The sequence below is a fragment of the Flavobacterium hydrophilum genome (assembly GCF_003202405.1).
In the GTDB taxonomy this organism is placed as follows: Bacteria; Bacteroidota; Bacteroidia; order Flavobacteriales; family Flavobacteriaceae; genus Flavobacterium; species Flavobacterium hydrophilum.
In genome coordinates, this window is record NZ_QJHL01000001.1 from 2,233,440 (window position 1) to 2,249,757 (window position 16,318).

The following is a 16,318-nucleotide window of genomic DNA, read 5'->3' on the forward strand; positions in this document are numbered from 1 at the left end:
ATCTAAAGTCTAAAAATCTAAAATAAAAATGAAATACTACAGTTTAAACCATAATGCCCCAAAAGTTTCTTTTCAGGAAGCGGTGATACAAGGATTAGCGAGTGACAAAGGATTATATTTCCCGGAAAATATTACCGCTTTAGATCCGTCTTTTTTTGATAAAATCGAAAGTTTAAGCCACGAAGAAATTGCTTTTGAAGCGATTAAACAATTTGTGGGCGACGAAATACCTGCAGAAAAACTAAAAGAAATCATTGCAGACACTTTAGTTTTTGATTTTCCGGTAGTGAAAGTCGAAAACGGAATCTATTCGTTAGAATTATTCCACGGTCCGACAATGGCGTTTAAAGACGTAGGAGCGCGATTTATGTCACGTTGTCTGGGCTATTTCAACAAAGATAAAAAAGATGCTAAAAACACCGTTTTAGTGGCAACTTCCGGAGATACCGGAGGTGCTGTTGCCAGCGGATTTTTAGGCGTTGACGGCGTTGATGTTGTCATTTTATATCCGTCAGGAAAAGTGAGCGATATTCAGGAAAAGCAATTGACTACTTTAGGGCAAAACATTAAAGCGCTTGAAGTTGACGGTGTTTTTGATGACTGTCAGGATATGGTAAAAAAAGCGTTTTTAGATGAAACTTTAGCGCACAAAAACCTGACCTCAGCAAACTCTATCAATATTGCGCGCTGGTTACCACAAATGTTTTATTTCTTCTTTGCTTACAAAGCGTTGAAAAGCCAAAACAAACCTTTGGTTTTCTCTTGCCCAAGCGGAAACTTCGGAAATATCTGTGCCGGAATTATGGCTAAGAAATTAGGTTTGCCAATTGAGCATTTTGTAGCGTCTACAAACGTAAACGACACGGTACCAAGATTCTTAGAAAACGGAAAATACGATCCAAAACCTTCTAAAGCAACCATCTCTAACGCCATGGATGTTGGAAACCCAAGCAACTTTATCAGGATTCAGGAATTGTACAATAATGACCTGAAAGCTTTCGAAAAAGACTTCTCTTCTTATAGTTATACTGACGAAGAAACATTAGTTGCTCTAAAGAATATTTATAACACAGACGGTTACATTGCAGAACCGCACGGTGCTGTTGGTTATTTAGGTTTGAAAAAAGAGCTTGAAAAACATCCCAACACTATTGGTATTTTCTTAGAAACGGCTCACCCAATTAAATTCTTAGATGTTGTTGAACCTGCTTTAGGAATTACGCTTACTATTCCTGCTCAGATTGAGAGCGTTATTAATGAGGAAAAAGTTAGTGTGAAGATTGGGACCTATGAGGAGTTGAAGAGTTTTTTAGGTTAACGATCTCTTTTTAATAAAATTTCAGACTACAAATTTCCCGTGATAGTACGAGCCTCATGCTCGTACTTATTATTAGTTATTGATTTAGTTATAGTTATTAGCATGAATAAATTGATCACGTGAGCTAAGAAAGTTGTTGTTTTATAATAAATATTTTAAATGAAAAAAAATATTCCCTTTCTTATATTGTTCTTTATATTTTTCTTATCATCGTGCAGTCGTGGTATATATCAAAAAGAAATTACAACTCAAACAACTGGAATTGATTTTTCAAACGGAAAATGGCTTTTAGGAAATATAGATGCTGATTATAGTATTAAAGACAAACTGACACAAATAGTTATTAAAGACTTTTCAAAATATTTGAATAATAGATTAGTTAATTCTTTAAATGATAGTTCTCTTTTAATTGCAAATAAAATTCCCTTAAATCCAAGTAAATCTGTAATTTTAGATTTAAAAAAAGGAACAAATTATGATTATTTTATAAATATTAAATATCATAATGAGAATAAAAATTGGAATCATTATATTGTTCAATTAGAAGTTTATGATCTAAATCTCGGTCAGATTATATATTCTCAAAGAGTACGGGGGGCTTTGAGAGATAATAGCGGATTGACTACTTCAAAACCAATTAAAGGAATTGTAATTGGGTGTTATCAAGTTATTATGAAAGATATTGCTATGAAATCTAGAAATTAAATTTACATTCAGTCAACATCCACGAGCTCGCGTTAGCAATTTAAATTAATCACTTCCTCGTCCCCAACAAATACAAAATTTTAGTAGGTCCGGATTTCACCCTTCCAATTTCCCAATTAAAATTTTCTTTATTATTTAAATTAGAAACCAGTGCGTTCATTTCTTCAACAGAATAGGTTCTTAAAGAAGAGACAACCCCATCCCACAAAATTAAAACCGGTACAATCGGAATAAGATACGTAAAAATAATTCTGCCAATATGAAATGGCCTTATAAATGGAGCTGTAACCAACACGCTAAACGGTGAAAAAATCATAGCCATAATACTCTGAAAACTTCTCTCCTGCCCTTCAAAAATCGCAATGGAACTATTCGTATCAATTGCATTTTGCAAAATCTGCTGCGCATCTTTCGGTTTGAAATGATGGAAGGATAAAAATTGCGTTCGAAGTCCTTTTAGGTTTTCAGGAACGTTTCTGGCATCGACTGACGTTTTTACAAAATCGAAATTGTCGGCTTGTTTTTGCGTGTGTTCAAATGCCGGAATATTTGGAAAATAATCTGTTAGGAGAATTTTTAAATCGTGGTTGTGTTGTCGCAATTCGGTGTTGAGCCAGATGAGTCCGCCGCCTCCACCTGAAGCGAGATCAATAATCTGGTTGGTCCGGCTTTCTTTTAATCCTTTTTCGATTATGGGAACTATGCCTTTGTACATGGCAGTTTTATTAGAAAGAAACTGTAGAAAGTCGGTCATATAATTTCTAATAAACTCCGGAAGCCATTGCTGATCTTCAAATTCGAATAAGTGAATTCTGCTCATACTTTATTGATATTGTGTTTCATGCAAATTTGAAGAATTTTATTTACAAATCCACTTACATAAATTTAAAATAGCTGTTTTTCATTCCACATCAAATTGTAATTTTACTTTTGCAAAAAAATCAACCCGACATCTAACAGTTTACATTTCACATTTCACAAAAAAAATGATTACAAAAGCAACTTTAGAAGATATTCCTGCATTAGTAAAATTAATCAACTCGGCTTACAGAGGTGAAACCTCCAAAAAAGGCTGGACAACCGAAGCCCATTTACTCGAAGGAAAAAGAACTGACGAACCCGAAATGACCGAAATCTTTCTGGAACCAAAAAATACGATTCTGAAATTTACAGAAAATAATACCATTATCGGTTCGGTTTTATTGGTAGATAAAGGTCATCAATTGTATTTGGGAATGCTGACGGTTTCACCGGAACTGCAAAACAGTGGCATCGGCAAAAAGCTTTTGGCTGAAGCCGAAAATCAGGCGAAAGCCTTGGGATTGTCTAGTATAATTATGACGGTCATATCGGTTCGTGAGGAGCTTATTGCTTGGTACAAAAGACATGGTTATCTGGATACGGGCGAACGAGAGGTTTTTCCTGAGAGCGAAATTCATGTTACGATTTCTGATGAACCATTGGAGTTTGTATTTTTAGAGAAGAAACTTTAGAGTTTTACCGCAGAGATTCGCAAAGGGTTATACAGAGGTTCGCAAAGTTTTTTTTAATCTCGCAAAGGCGAAAAGTTTTTTCACGCAGATTTAAAAAAGATGTAAGCAGATTATCTTTTTTAAATCTGCTCAAATCTGCAGACCCAAGCGACAGCGAACAGGCGAAGCAATCTGCGTGAAAATAAAATTTATTTCGATCCTTTAGTTGGCTATTTTTATTTCGTTACTGGCTACACAGAGATGCGCTAAGTTTTTTTAATCTCGCAAAGGACAAAGGCGCAAAATTCATTTATAAAATCGGTAATTTAGAAAATTCCCATATTTTCCGGTTTAATCGTAAATCCTAAACGTATCATGCTTTTATGCTCCTGATAATCGATTAAACTTTCTGTATAGCCTACAAACCATTGAAGGGTGAGATAATAATTTTCGTTTTTGTACGGCCTCCAGTTTACCTGTGTCTGCAAAGAGCCATAATTGATAAGACCACTTCCTTTTCTGAAAAGAATGTCGGCACTCCAACGTCCCGGTTGTATCTGATAAGTGGCACTCGCTTCACCATAACCCACATATTTTGTAAGTCCCGGGTTATCATCTTTGTCAACAAGCGGAACCCATCCTCTCAAACCTACTGTCCAGCGTGGTGAAACCTGTGATTTTAAAGAGAAGGCAAGCATGTTCCATGTGCGTGAATATATGGAATCCCTGCCGTTTGATTCATGCTCTAATGATATCGTTCCATACGTCAGTCTTCCGCCTTTTAAATAAAATGGTCGAACAATGGCAACACCCGGATTAAAGTTAATTTCTGAAAATGGTTTTGAGCTTGCATAAATGTCCCAAAACGCTTTTTGGGTGTACATCAAATAGGGATAAAATCCACCCCATAAAGGCTTTGATTTCAATCTAAGCTTAAAACTTACCTGATATTTAACATCCGCATTATCACGGGTGATGGCTGTATTAATGGGCACTCCTGTCAAAAAATAATTGTCTTTATGAACCGAAAAACTGGGTTCTTTCAACAACGAATCTGCTGCCCGAAAATCTTTTTTAGTCTCTAAAATAGGTTCTAAAATTTGTGAATTTACATGGATTGAAAATAAAATGATAAAAATCAACAGGTATTTTGAGTGCATTCTGTAATTTAAATTTGAATTATTATTTGCTTTGACACAAGTTATACTATTTCAATAACAAATATTAACTCAATAAAATAAGAGTTGACTCAATAAATAAATTAATAAAAAACTTTAGGCATTTTACCGTAGAAATTCGCAAAGGAGTGCGCAGAGATTCGCTAAGTTTTTCTTTCTTTAATCTCGCAAAGTCGCGAAGGCGCTAAGTTTATTTCAATCTTTTAAATTCCATAAAAACCTCTTATGAAAAACAAGTGCCTTAGCCCTGATGGAAGCGGCATCTCCCGATTTAGAAAAACAAGGCTTTAGCCGTAGTTTTTGTTTATCGGGAATATAGCGTACAGCAGGAATAGCTCCTGAAAACCTTAGTATTAAAGAACTAAATCTTCAAACAAACGCTGAATCGTCTTCTCCAAATCTTCACACAAACCCGGATGCGGTCTCGAAGTCTGAATGGCAGAACTTCTAATAGCTGTCAGCCATCGAAAACGGGATGGTATATCCATTTCACCAATTGGGCCGCCCTCTTTGTCTCCGGCTGCTATTTTCTTCAGTGCGGTTATATTGCAGTGCAATTGCTCGATATCAAAATCATTTGAAAGGGCTTCTATTTTGACATCATCGATGTGTGACAATACTTTTATAAATTTGGCTTTTTTGCAAAACAAAATAATTCCGATATTCAGGAATTCTTCGCGCTCTACCCTTGGCACCACACGAATTACGGCATACTCATATAAGTGACTATCTTGCATTTTGAGCCTGATTTACAAAAATTTCGGAATGATTTAATCGGGTCTGCAAAAACTGTAAATATACATTTCGCAAGGCTTCAGGAGTTTCATCTGTATCTTCCCACTGCAGCCATTCAAGCGGAATCGTATTCACAATTTCTTCTAATATTTCAGAAGTCAAAATCGCTTTGAATTCGGCATCGACTTCTTTCAAAAGTGAAGCCTGCGGGAGTAATACATGATCTTTGATCAAAGCAAACGGACTTTTAGCATGCTGTTCCCAGTTGTTCCATGAATGATGAAAATACAGACACGCACCATGATCGATCAGCCATAGCTCTTTATGCCAGATCAGCATATTGGTATTTTTAAAAGTTCGGTCGACATTGGTAATATAAGCGTCCAGCCAGACAATTTGTGAGGCTTGTTTATCGTCAACAGTTGTTACCACCGGATCAAACGTAATGGCGCCTGACAAAAAATGAAGTGCCAGATTTAATCCCTGGCTTCCCTGCAGTAAATCCTGAATCTCTTCGTCAGCTTCGGTACGTCCAAAAGCTTCATCAAGATTGGCGAAAACTAATTCCGGTAACTGTAGTTTTAAGGCTTTTGCAATTTGTCCTCCAACCAGTTCGGCTATCAAAGCTTTTACACCGTGTCCGGCGCCTTTAAATTTAAGTACATATTTAAAATCGTCATCGGCTTCTGCCAAAGCAGGCAAAGAACCTCCTTCACGCAAAGGCGTAATGTAACGCGTGACATTTACCGTTCTGAGATCGAAATTGTTTTTCATATAAGTACAATATATTTCATAAGCAGTATTTCCTATTCTACAAACTTAGTCTTTTAGATCATTAGATTTTTTATACTTAATCAAATTTTCGATTGCAAAATTCCCACAAAACGAATGAAAAGCATTAAAAAACAAAAGCTCCATCAGGAGCTTTTAAAATATTAGAGTAAATTATCAAATTGACAAATTGGCACATTATCTAATCATTCCTCCTCATCCTCAACATGATGTGATTTCGAATAATTGCGCCATTTTTCAATACAATCTTGAAAGTCCTGAGGCAATTCGGTATCAAAACGCATCAGTTCTTTTGTATTCGGATGCACAAAACCAAGCGTTTTAGCATGCAAAGCCTGGCGAGGCAAAGCTTTAAAACAGTTTTCGATAAACTGCTTGTATTTCGTAAAAGTAGTCCCTTTTAAAATCAAATGACCTCCGTAACGTTCATCATTAAACAACGGATGCCCAATGTGCTTCATGTGCGCACGAATCTGATGTGTTCTTCCGGTTTCCAGTTTGCATGAAATCAAAGTCACATAACCAAAACGCTCCAGAACTTTATAATGTGTTATGGCAGGTTTTCCAATTTCAGGATCTGCAAAAACAGCCATTTGCATTCGGTCTTTTAAATGTCTGGCAAGGTTTCCTTCAATCGTTCCGCTTTCTTCAGCAACATTTCCCCAAACAAGAGCGACATACTCACGTTCCGTCGTTTTAGCTTCAAACTGTTTGGCCAAATGTGTCATGGCTGCTTCCGTTTTGGCTATAATCAAAAGTCCTGATGTATCCTTGTCAATTCTGTGAACCAGACCAGGGCGTTCACTGCTGTTCATTGGTAAATTTTCAAAATGAAACGCCAAAGCATTCACCAAAGTTCCTGTATAATTGCCATGTCCAGGATGCACTACCAATCCGGGTGGTTTATTGATAAGCAAAAGCGCCTCATCTTCATAAACGATATTCAACGGAATGTCCTCCGGATCTACTCTGTTTTCAAACGGAGGATGCGATAACATCACCGTAATGATATCAAAAGGTTTTACTTTATAATTTGATTTTACGGGAATCTCATTTACAAAAACACTTCCTTCGCTTGCCGCATTCTGAATCTTATTCCGTGTTGCATTCGGAATCATATTCATCAAATATTTGTCAATTCGCAAAAGCGCCTGACCTTTAGGCACATCAAATCTGAAATGTTCGAATAATTCGTCTTCCAGATCTAAATTTTCTTCACTATTATTGTTCATCTGTTGGGGTTTCTTCAATTGGCACAGCAGTACTGTCTGTAGCCTCACTTTCATCTACATAACTCGCTTTTCCGTCACCTAAAACCAAATCAATTTTAGACGCTTTTAGTACGCGGTCACCTGCTTTCAGGTTTCTTCCTTTGTAACGAAGCTCCAAAACCATATCTTTTCCTAAGTTCGGAATATAGGTAATCGTTCCTTCCTGAAGCCCTAAAGCTTTCAACGTTGGAACTGCTTCGCGATACGTTTTTTCAATTAAATCAGGAATTTTAACAGATGAAAATCCTGAAGCATTGATTTTAATATATATTTTTCTTCCAACTTTTACCTTTGTTCCCGGCAGCGGATCCTGCTCTACTACACTAAATTTAGGATATTCACTTCTGTAATCAACACTATCCAAAAGCACATAATCCAAATCCAGTTCATCCAGTTTTTCTTCCACCTGTTCTTCAGTCAGTTTTGCTAAATCCGGAACCGCAATTTCGTGTCCGTGATCCGTTGTAAACGTCAGCCAGTGCATAAACAAATAACCTAAAACTGCAATAATAGCAGCTGCACCCAACACTTGCAAAAAAAACACACGGCTCGTTAAATACTTACGTAAACTCATAAATTTATTTTTAGATGAACGCAAAGATAAAGCTATTTCGTTTCAAAAAAAATGATAATTTTGTTTTAAACAACAAAGCTTTTAATACACGTTATTAGAAGGAGCTGTTTCCTGCTGTCCGCTGTATCTTTTGCGCCGAACCCCGGCACAAAAGGATGCCGCTCCCATCAGGGCTAGGGCTCGTGGTTTCATAAGAGCATTTTCGTCACTATTATTGACAATCGTGTCAGCCTGAGCGGAATTGGCGTAGCAAACAAAGAAAATTAACGATTAAACACATAAACACCAAAAAATGAAAAACATAGCCATCATCATGGGCGGATATTCAAGCGAATATAAAATCTCTCTAATCAGCGGAAACGTGGTAAAACAATACCTTGACAAAAAAAAATACAACGGATTCCGAATTCATATTTTTAAGGAAAAATGGGTTTATGTAGATGAAAAGGATGCTGAATTTCCAATTGACAGAAACGATTTCTCTGTAACCGTAAACGGAGAGAAAATCAAATTTGACTGTGTTTTCAACGCTATTCACGGTTCTCCGGGCGAAGATGGACTTATGCAGGCGTATTTTGAACTGCTGGGAATCCCGCAAACTTCCTGCGATTATTACCAGGCAGCTGTGACCTTCAATAAACGTGATTTATTATCGGTTTTAAAACCATACGGCATCAAAACAGCTATTTCCTATTACCTTAATAAAGGTGATGTAATTAATACAGCCGAAATTGTAAAAAAAGTAGGTTTACCATGTTTCGTAAAGCCAAACAAAGCGGGGTCTAGTTTCGGAATCTCAAAAGTAAAAACCGAAGCCGAATTGCCAATCGCTATTGAAGTGGCGTACAAAGAAGACAACGAAATCATCATCGAAAGCTTCCTTGACGGAACTGAAGTTTCTGTTGGGGTTATCAATTACAAAGGCGAAATCATCGTCTTACCCATCACCGAAATCGTATCAGACAATGATTTCTTTGATTACGAAGCTAAATACGAAGGAAAATCACAGGAAATTACGCCAGCCAGAATTTCAGATGAACTGACACAAAAAATAGGCGAAACCGCCAAACGTGCTTACGAAGTATTGAAAATGAAAGGGTTCTCAAGAAGCGAATTCATTATCGTAAACAACGAACCGCACATGCTGGAAATGAACACCATTCCGGGATTAACAACCGAAAGCCTGATTCCGCAGCAGGCCAAAGCAGCCGGAATATCTCTTGAGGATTTATTTACGAATGCTATTGAGCTGGCTTTAGCGTAAGCTTGTTAAGATATTAGAGGTGCTGAGATTCTAAAATTTCAGCACCTCATTTTTTTAATAAAATGTCACACATTAATTTATGATGATTTTAGTTGGAACGCGGGATTCAAACATAAAAAACGGAATAATTTTAAACGAAAAATGTCCAAAATGTAACGAAGAAAACACATTGCATTTTAGTATTTACAGAAAATATATTTCTCTTACTTTAATTCCTTTGTTTCCGGTTGGTAAAACGGTTTTTATTAATTGTAATCATTGTGATGAAAATTTTGATTACGAAGATTTACCTGAAAGTATCCAGCTAAAACTGAGAAATGAAAAATTAGATGCTACACCCTGGATGTTTTTGGGTTCCATTATTTTAGTTGCATTCATTATTTTTTCAATCCGTAATTATTTTGATGAAAAGGACGAGACCAGTATTCTAATAAAAAATCCAATTGAGGGAGACGTTTATAATTTAAAGTTCTCTAACGGTTATTATTCGAACATGAGAATTGACAAAGTAACCAAAGACAGCGTTTATATGACCCATAATGATTTTGAGGCCTATATGCCATACGAAATCGATGATTTGGATAAACCAGAAAATTTTTCAGATCAAAAAGTGTATTATTCCAGAAAAGATATTTTAAAACTTTATCAGGAAGATGAAATAATAAAAATAAGGAGAAAATAATAGTTTAATTTTCCAATAAAAACTCAGTAACTTAGTTCCTCATAACCTTAGCACCTCAACAAATGAAAGAAATCTTCGAATGGAACAGAGTCTTATTTAACGAACTGCCGGGAGTTTTCCTTCTGGAAGTAATCTTTCGTTCAGCTGTAATGTTTACGGTTTTATTACTGACTTTAAAACTAGCCGGAAAACGAGGCGTCAAACAATTATCGATTTTCGAAACCGTAATTGTAATTGCTTTAGGCTCTGCAGCGGGCGATCCGATGTTTTATGAAGATGTCGGGATTGTACCGGCTATTATTGTTTTTGCCGTTATTATGATTTTGTACCGGACTGTAACCTGGCTGACCGGAAAAAGCAAAAAGTTTGAAGAATTTATCGAAGGAAAAACCGAATGCCTTATTCAGGACGGAAAATTTTCTCTATCGTCATTTAAAAAAGAAACTTTGGCTCAGGATGAATTTTTTTCTGAGTTGAGGGTAAAATCTATCGAACACTTAGGTCAGATTAAACATGCTTTTATTGAGCCAAGTGGCGAAGTAAGCGTTTTTTACTATGAAGACAAAGAAGTTGGATACGGATTGCCAATTTTACCTGCTTTGTTTACTAAAAAAAACAAAAATATCCCGACAGACGGAACTTATTCCTGTACTTTCTGTGGACATACCGAAAAGCAAAAAACAGGAACTGCAACATGCAAAATCTGTCAAAAGGATGAATGGGTGGCTTCAATAAATACTTTGCGAATAACTTAGATTCAATTTCAAAATTCAATTTCAATTTCAATTTCAAACTTCAAAAAAAATTAAAACTTGTGCTGAAACTGAAATCTCAAAAATAAAAAAATGAAAAAAGCTATATTTCCCGGATCATTTGATCCTATTACTCTTGGACATGAAGATATTATCAAAAGAGGAATCCCTTTGTTTGATGAAATTATAATAGCTATTGGTGTTAATGCCGAAAAAAAATACATGTTTTCACTTGAAGAAAGAAAACGTTTTATTGAAGAAACATTCAAAAATGAGCCAAAAGTCTCGGTTATCACTTACGAAGGTTTAACTATTGATCTGGCAAAAAAACTAAAAGCAAATTTTATTTTAAGAGGTTTACGCAACCCGGCCGATTTCGAATTCGAAAAAGCGATTGCACACACCAACAGAAAGCTTTCTAAAATTGAAACCGTCTTTTTATTAACGGCAGCAGGTACTTCATTTATCAGTTCCAGCATCGTACGTGATGTATTACGCCACGGAGGTGAATATGAAATGCTGGTTCCGGATGCGGTGAGAGTGACAAAGTAATCTTATAAGACCTTTTGAAAACAAAATTTTCTAATCTAGCCCCGATAAAAGCGGTATCCTTTTTCTGGCTGCTGCCAGACAGAAAAAGATACAAGCGGATAGCGGGACAAATGGTCCTGAAAAAACAAAACTTGTGCTTCAAAAAAACACAATCACCCGCAGTTTCAAGATTTTAAGACCTCAAATATAAATTTGTAAGCGAATCAAATTAAAACTAATTTCGCTCTCTCAAATAAAAATCAAACAATGAGCATTGAAAGAGAATTAAGCAAACGCAGCGAATCTAAATGTGAACTTTGCGGCACTGAAGAAAACCTGAAAGTATATACTGTTTTACCAACTCAAAAAGGCGGTATTGATGAAGCTGTTTTAGCCTGCACTACCTGCATTAATCAAATTGAAAATCCAGACAAAGTTGATTTAAATCACTGGAGATGCCTTAACGACAGTATGTGGAATGAAAACGTTGCCGTACAAGTTGTAGCCTGGAGAATGTTAAGCCGTATGCGTGCTGCCGGCTGGCCTCAGGAATTACTGGATATGATGTATTTAGACGAAGACACGCTTACATGGGCACAAGCTACCGGTGAAGGCGAAGATGACGAAAACAAACTGGTTCACCGTGACAGTAATGGTGTTATCTTAGAACACGGAGATTCTGTGGTTTTAATCAAAGACTTGAAAGTAAAAGGCTCGAGTATGGTTGCTAAACAGGGAACTGCTGTTCGTAACATTCGTTTAGACCACGAAAATGCTGAATATATTGAAGGAAAAGTAGATGGTCAGCAAATTGTAATTATTACACAATACGTTAAGAAGATATAATTTAAAAAGTCCCGGTTTTATTAATACAATAAAACCGGGACTTAAAAACACTTATAAAAAAATCAATTAACCTTATTTTGATTTTACATTTTTGGCAACAATACAGTATCAACTACATGTATTACACCATTTGACTGATTGACATCAGCAATTGTAACTTTTGATTTATTTCCGCTTTCGTCAGAAATATATAAATCTTTTCCATCCATCCAGGCAGTTAAAGTTCCACCGCTCACGGTTTTAAAAGTTGCTTTTCCTTTTCCCGCTTTTATTGCTTTTGCAATGTCAGAAGCATTCATTTTTCCGGCAACCACATGGTAAGTCAGGATAGTTTGTAATGTTTTGATATTTTCCGGTTTCAATAATGTTTGAACAGTTCCTTCAGGCAGTTTGTCAAAAGCTTTGTTTGTTGGAGCAAAAACGGTGAATGGTCCTTTGCCTTGTAATGTTTCTACTAATCCCGCCGCTTTTACTGCTGCAACCAATGTGGTATGATCTTTTGAGTTTACAGCATTTTCGACAATATTTTTACTTGGATACATCGCAGCTCCACCAACCATTACTGTTTTTTGTGCGTTTGATGTAAATGCAAATCCCAAAGCTAAAATGGCTACAGCTAAAAATTTTCTAGTTTTCATAATGAATGTTTTAAGTTATAGATTCATTTACGCTGTAATACATGATTTGGTTTCGTTATATCCAAAAAAAAAAATAGCATTGATACTAAATCATCATATAACACACTATAATTCAGCATTAAATTGAAAAAGCCACATTTTACAATGTGGCTTTACTTTGAATATTTAATACGTTAAATTATAAATCTACAAGTTATATAACACTATTAAATAGACGGAAAAAGGCTGGTTCTGGTAATTTTGTCTGATGAGAATTCAACTGAAAGCCCGTCTCCGTAACTTTCCTGAAAATATTCTAAACGAATTGGCAGAAGACCTTTCTTTAGCATTATTTCGGATTTCTTTTCGTCAAAACCATGTAAACCATCATTATCAATAATCAACTGGTTGTTGATGTATAATTTACTTCCATCATCAGAAGCCATATAGAAAGTATATTTTCCATCTTCCGGGATGTTGATGAATCCATTGTACACTAAACCATAATCATTGGAGTCATGCTTAATTTTATTCAGGTCAAAATCAGGGGCAAATCCTTTATCAACCGGCGTAAGTTTACTGAAATCCGGAATTTTACTCCATCTTCCTTTGTATAAACTATAGTTTAAACCTGTCTTTTTATTATAGAATATTTTTGAAATAACAGAGCTATTAGAACCTTGACCAGCAGGAACAGCAATCGCATTTACACGCGCCGGAACTGTAACTTCAAATGCTTTTGTATAGAGCTGTGAACTGCGTGTTGGAACAGAACCGTCTGTCGTGTAATATATTTTATCAGTTCCGTTTTGAACAAACTCTACTTTTGCTTTTGTATCAGAGTCCAACTCTGCTGAGTTTGAAAATTCCGGTCTTTCGGCAATACTTCCATAATTTTTAAGGAATTCGTAATACGGTTTGTAAACTTTATTGGTTTCACTAGCAGATTGAATAGTCAAAAGCGTACTATTCCAACGATCTCCAAATCCGTCAATTTCCTTTTTAATATCTGCAAGGTTATATTCCAGATTCTGGCCAAACTGTGACAACGACATTATTTCGAATGGGCTGTGTAATCCGTCATTCCAACTGTTTAACAAACGGAAAGTCTCGAAATTTTTCATGTATTTAATTTGTCCTTTTTTGCCAGAAAGAAGCTGTTGATCGTAATCAGGGAATTGCACCTGAACCGAAACTGTTTTATTTGTAGGAGATTCCGGTACATAAACATGTGTTTCAAAATCATTTCCTGCATACGACCAGCTGCCCACTTTTGCTTCTTCACTATATGGAATATTTTGTCCGTTTACTGATACAGTGGTTGGAGGAAATGAACATGGAAAACGCAGTTCGTAACCTCTTGAAGTCAGCATTCCCGGGAATGAACCTTCCACAGGCGAAATCACGATATTCATTTTGTTTCCTGTTTGCTCTGAAGTTACAGGCGTAAAAGTGAAAGCATTTTTCTTGAAATTGTTGTTGTTTCCTTCATCTTCATAAAGTCTCAAAGACCCTTTTTTACCCGGATAAAATGAAAGAATCAGTGGATTTAATGGTTTTTCATCTGTTCTTTCTACTTTTGACTGCATCGGAATAATAGCTCCTTCTTTTACAAAAACAGGAATATCTCCTAAAGTAAATGGCATCGTAATTTTTTTACCGCCTTTTATGATGCTTCCGGTACTTGTTTCATACCATTTACCTTCAGGAAGCCATGTTTCGTGTGATAAAAACACACTTCCTTTTTCGATAGGTTTTGTAATTGGATGCACAATCATATCACGGCCAAACATATATTGGTTTGGAATAGCGTATGAACTCTCTTCTTTTGGATAATCATAATACATCGGGTGAACGGTAGAAACTCCCGTTTCATAAGTATTACGAGCTTCATTGTATAAATAGGGAACCAGCGAGTATCTGATTTGATAAGCCTCTCTCATAATAAGGAAATTATCGATCGGATAAGCCCAAATACGTCTTTCGTGCTGTGGTGCAGCCGTAGCATGAGTTCTGAATATCGGACTAAAAACACCCCACTGAATCCATCTGGTGTAAAGTTCAGCAGTTCCTGCATCACCCTGATGTCCTCCAATATCATGACTCCAATAACCAAATCCTACATTTGCAGCAGTAGCCGTAAAATAAGGCTGATAGTTCAACGACTCCCAGGTTACATGCGTATCTCCTGAAAATCCGATTTGGTATCTGTGATTTCCTAATCCGCCCCAGCGATGAAAGATAAGCGGACGCACTTTATTTTGGCGCTCCATATCGCTGTAATGCACATAATTTAAGTAAATCGTCGGATTAACTCCGGGAATATTAGTGCTTCCCCATTGCTGCCAGTCTAACCACCAAAAATCTACTCCCGCTTTTTCTATAGGACGTAAAACAATATCCATATAATTGGTTGCAAACTTTTTATCGGTAATATCAAAAGGCACGTATTTTTTTGTAGCCGGATCGATTCCCATTGCTTTCGCCATTTCAGGATATGCTTCTTCGTAAGGCTGTATACCTGAAGCCGGGTGAAGATTCAAACACGTTTTTAGATGCTGTTCATTGGTCCATTTTAAAAACTTTTCCGGAGAAGGGAATAAATTTTTGTTCCATGTAAATCCTGTCCAGCCCGAATCTTCTCCGGCCTGGTCTCTTTGTCTTTGCCCGTTTTTGAAAAATTCAGGTAATGATTTGATATGCCAGTCCATATCAATTACAAAAACATCAAGCGGCACGTCATGCATTTTGAATTCCCCCACAAGGTCACGGAATTCAGTATCCGAATACTCCCTGTATCTTGACCACCAGGCACCAAAGGCAAATCGTGGAGGCATGGCTATTTTACCTGCAATATCAGTATAGTCTTTTAAAGCCGCTTTATAATTTGAATCATAGGCAAAAAGATATAAATCCTGTGGTTTATCTCCGGGACGTGCCATTACCCATGGCCACTCCGAATTATCAAAAAGAGGGCGCTCACTGTCGTCTATTAAATACCATCCGTCACGCGAAATTATACCTTTTTCCAGTTCTTTAGCCGGACCATCAACTCCATCCAGAGTACGGGTTGTTCCTAATAAGTTTTTACCATTGGCTAAACCCGGCTTCCATGTAGTTGGTTTGCCATTTACAATAAAGTCAACACTCAGATTTTTGTCGTCAAATTTACCTGCCCCCTTTTTATATTTAAGTTTTACTACATCAGTCGCAATTAGCAATTCACCTTTAGTCTCTTTTTTAGTAAAAGTTGGTACCGGAAGGTTTCGATTTACAAAAGTCAGTGAAGCATTGTCTGTAAACTTACCGTCGGCGCTCCATTCCATACGGATTACACGGGGTGAAAGCACTGTAAATCGGGCATTTCCTGAAACTACCACAGCTTGTGGACTGGCTTCCGGTTTGTATTCCTGAGCCGATAGAGCAGCCGACGCAAGACAAAAAATTGTAACTAAAAATTGTTTTGTTTTCATATTCTCATTTAAAATTAATCTTTGATAACACTTCAAATAATTTCATTAAAAATAACAGCCATTTATAAGTAATAACATTATTTGAAGTATATGCTTTTTATTCCAGGT

Annotated in this window: 16 protein-coding genes; 8 read left to right on the forward strand and 8 right to left on the reverse strand. The window is 36.4% G+C overall.

Annotated features, from left to right (window positions below):
• Positions 1-28 precede the first annotated feature (28 nt).
• Together thrC and DMB68_RS08620 are read left to right on the forward strand one after the other, a co-directional pair.
• Positions 29-1,318: a threonine synthase gene (gene thrC / locus DMB68_RS08615; protein WP_110346194.1), complete on the forward strand. Its 1,290-nt coding sequence runs from the start codon at positions 29-31 to the stop codon at positions 1,316-1,318.
• Between the two features lie 159 nt (positions 1,319-1,477).
• The gene (locus tag DMB68_RS08620; RefSeq protein WP_110346195.1) at positions 1,478-2,023 is read left to right on the forward strand and encodes a hypothetical protein; all 546 of its coding nucleotides are present in this window, start codon (positions 1,478-1,480) and stop codon (positions 2,021-2,023) included.
• Between the two features lie 49 nt (positions 2,024-2,072).
• On the opposite strand, the gene DMB68_RS08625 is transcribed toward DMB68_RS08620, so the two are convergent.
• Positions 2,073-2,843 carry a hypothetical protein gene (locus DMB68_RS08625; RefSeq protein ID WP_110346196.1) on the reverse strand — a complete coding sequence of 257 codons (771 nt, stop codon included), beginning with the start codon at positions 2,841-2,843 and terminating at the stop codon, positions 2,073-2,075.
• A 166-nt stretch (positions 2,844-3,009) separates the two neighbouring features.
• On the opposite strand from DMB68_RS08625, the gene DMB68_RS08630 reads away from it, so the two are divergent.
• Positions 3,010-3,516: a GNAT family N-acetyltransferase gene (locus tag DMB68_RS08630; protein ID WP_110346197.1), complete on the forward strand. Its 507-nt coding sequence runs from the start codon at positions 3,010-3,012 to the stop codon at positions 3,514-3,516.
• 305 nt (positions 3,517-3,821) lie between these two features.
• Here the strand turns inward: DMB68_RS08630 and DMB68_RS08635 are convergent, their stop codons facing one another.
• From DMB68_RS08635 to DMB68_RS08655, 5 genes are all read right to left on the reverse strand, one after another.
• Positions 3,822-4,655: a phospholipase A gene (locus DMB68_RS08635; RefSeq protein WP_110346198.1), complete on the reverse strand. Its 834-nt coding sequence runs from the start codon at positions 4,653-4,655 to the stop codon at positions 3,822-3,824.
• A 371-nt stretch (positions 4,656-5,026) separates the two neighbouring features.
• Positions 5,027-5,410 carry a DUF3037 domain-containing protein gene (locus tag DMB68_RS08640; RefSeq protein WP_110346199.1) on the reverse strand — a complete coding sequence of 128 codons (384 nt, stop codon included), beginning with the start codon at positions 5,408-5,410 and terminating at the stop codon, positions 5,027-5,029.
• Entirely contained in the window at positions 5,400-6,182 is a 783-nt protein-coding gene (locus DMB68_RS08645; RefSeq protein ID WP_110346200.1) for a HipA family kinase, read from the reverse strand. The genes DMB68_RS08640 and DMB68_RS08645 overlap by 11 nt, the downstream gene beginning before the upstream one ends.
• A 203-nt stretch (positions 6,183-6,385) precedes the next feature.
• Complete coding sequence (locus DMB68_RS08650) at positions 6,386-7,432, reverse strand: RluA family pseudouridine synthase (RefSeq protein ID WP_110346201.1); 1,047 nt, start codon at positions 7,430-7,432, stop codon at positions 6,386-6,388.
• Positions 7,422-8,045: a PASTA domain-containing protein gene (locus DMB68_RS08655; protein WP_110346202.1), complete on the reverse strand. Its 624-nt coding sequence runs from the start codon at positions 8,043-8,045 to the stop codon at positions 7,422-7,424. The genes DMB68_RS08650 and DMB68_RS08655 overlap by 11 nt, the downstream gene beginning before the upstream one ends.
• A 292-nt stretch (positions 8,046-8,337) precedes the next feature.
• Here DMB68_RS08655 and DMB68_RS08660 point away from each other — a divergent pair, with 292 nt between their 5' ends.
• The 5 genes from DMB68_RS08660 to DMB68_RS08680 all read left to right on the forward strand — a co-directional run bounded on the left by DMB68_RS08660 (position 8,338) and on the right by DMB68_RS08680 (position 12,120).
• Positions 8,338-9,309 carry a D-alanine--D-alanine ligase gene (locus DMB68_RS08660; RefSeq protein ID WP_110346203.1) on the forward strand — a complete coding sequence of 324 codons (972 nt, stop codon included), beginning with the start codon at positions 8,338-8,340 and terminating at the stop codon, positions 9,307-9,309.
• 79 nt (positions 9,310-9,388) lie between these two features.
• Positions 9,389-9,991 (forward strand): zinc ribbon domain-containing protein, encoded by a 603-nt coding sequence (locus tag DMB68_RS08665; RefSeq protein WP_110346204.1) that lies wholly within the window; start codon positions 9,389-9,391, stop codon positions 9,989-9,991.
• A 62-nt stretch (positions 9,992-10,053) separates the two neighbouring features.
• Positions 10,054-10,746: a DUF421 domain-containing protein gene (locus tag DMB68_RS08670; protein ID WP_110346205.1), complete on the forward strand. Its 693-nt coding sequence runs from the start codon at positions 10,054-10,056 to the stop codon at positions 10,744-10,746.
• Positions 10,747-10,836: 90 nt separating this feature from the next.
• Positions 10,837-11,295, forward strand: a complete 459-nt coding sequence (gene coaD / locus DMB68_RS08675; RefSeq protein WP_110346206.1) for a pantetheine-phosphate adenylyltransferase — start codon at positions 10,837-10,839, stop codon at positions 11,293-11,295.
• A 246-nt stretch (positions 11,296-11,541) separates the two neighbouring features.
• The gene (locus tag DMB68_RS08680) at positions 11,542-12,120 is read left to right on the forward strand and encodes a PhnA domain-containing protein (protein WP_110346207.1); all 579 of its coding nucleotides are present in this window, start codon (positions 11,542-11,544) and stop codon (positions 12,118-12,120) included.
• Positions 12,121-12,203: 83 nt separating this feature from the next.
• Here DMB68_RS08680 and DMB68_RS08685 read toward each other — a convergent pair whose 3' ends face one another.
• The gene (locus DMB68_RS08685; RefSeq protein ID WP_110346208.1) at positions 12,204-12,758 is read right to left on the reverse strand and encodes a fasciclin domain-containing protein; all 555 of its coding nucleotides are present in this window, start codon (positions 12,756-12,758) and stop codon (positions 12,204-12,206) included.
• 206 nt (positions 12,759-12,964) lie between these two features.
• Complete coding sequence (locus DMB68_RS08690; protein WP_110346209.1) at positions 12,965-16,210, reverse strand: TIM-barrel domain-containing protein; 3,246 nt, start codon at positions 16,208-16,210, stop codon at positions 12,965-12,967.
• Between the last annotated feature and the right edge of the window lie 108 nt (positions 16,211-16,318).

Coding starts and splice junctions, on each gene's coding strand:
- DMB68_RS08635 (WP_110346198.1), bottom strand. CDS start 4,655: ATGCACTCAAAATACCTGTTGATTTTTATCATTTTATTTTCAATCCAT.
- DMB68_RS08630 (WP_110346197.1), top strand. CDS start 3,010: ATGATTACAAAAGCAACTTTAGAAGATATTCCTGCATTAGTAAAATTA.
- thrC (WP_110346194.1), top strand. CDS start 29: ATGAAATACTACAGTTTAAACCATAATGCCCCAAAAGTTTCTTTTCAG.
- DMB68_RS08650 (WP_110346201.1), bottom strand. CDS start 7,432: ATGAACAATAATAGTGAAGAAAATTTAGATCTGGAAGACGAATTATTC.
- DMB68_RS08670 (WP_110346205.1), top strand. CDS start 10,054: ATGAAAGAAATCTTCGAATGGAACAGAGTCTTATTTAACGAACTGCCG.
- DMB68_RS08625 (WP_110346196.1), bottom strand. CDS start 2,843: ATGAGCAGAATTCACTTATTCGAATTTGAAGATCAGCAATGGCTTCCG.
- coaD (WP_110346206.1), top strand. CDS start 10,837: ATGAAAAAAGCTATATTTCCCGGATCATTTGATCCTATTACTCTTGGA.
- DMB68_RS08655 (WP_110346202.1), bottom strand. CDS start 8,045: ATGAGTTTACGTAAGTATTTAACGAGCCGTGTGTTTTTTTTGCAAGTG.
- DMB68_RS08680 (WP_110346207.1), top strand. CDS start 11,542: ATGAGCATTGAAAGAGAATTAAGCAAACGCAGCGAATCTAAATGTGAA.
- DMB68_RS08645 (WP_110346200.1), bottom strand. CDS start 6,182: ATGAAAAACAATTTCGATCTCAGAACGGTAAATGTCACGCGTTACATT.
- DMB68_RS08640 (WP_110346199.1), bottom strand. CDS start 5,410: ATGCAAGATAGTCACTTATATGAGTATGCCGTAATTCGTGTGGTGCCA.
- DMB68_RS08660 (WP_110346203.1), top strand. CDS start 8,338: ATGAAAAACATAGCCATCATCATGGGCGGATATTCAAGCGAATATAAA.
- DMB68_RS08665 (WP_110346204.1), top strand. CDS start 9,389: ATGATGATTTTAGTTGGAACGCGGGATTCAAACATAAAAAACGGAATA.
- DMB68_RS08690 (WP_110346209.1), bottom strand. CDS start 16,210: ATGAAAACAAAACAATTTTTAGTTACAATTTTTTGTCTTGCGTCGGCT.
- DMB68_RS08685 (WP_110346208.1), bottom strand. CDS start 12,758: ATGAAAACTAGAAAATTTTTAGCTGTAGCCATTTTAGCTTTGGGATTT.
- DMB68_RS08620 (WP_110346195.1), top strand. CDS start 1,478: ATGAAAAAAAATATTCCCTTTCTTATATTGTTCTTTATATTTTTCTTA.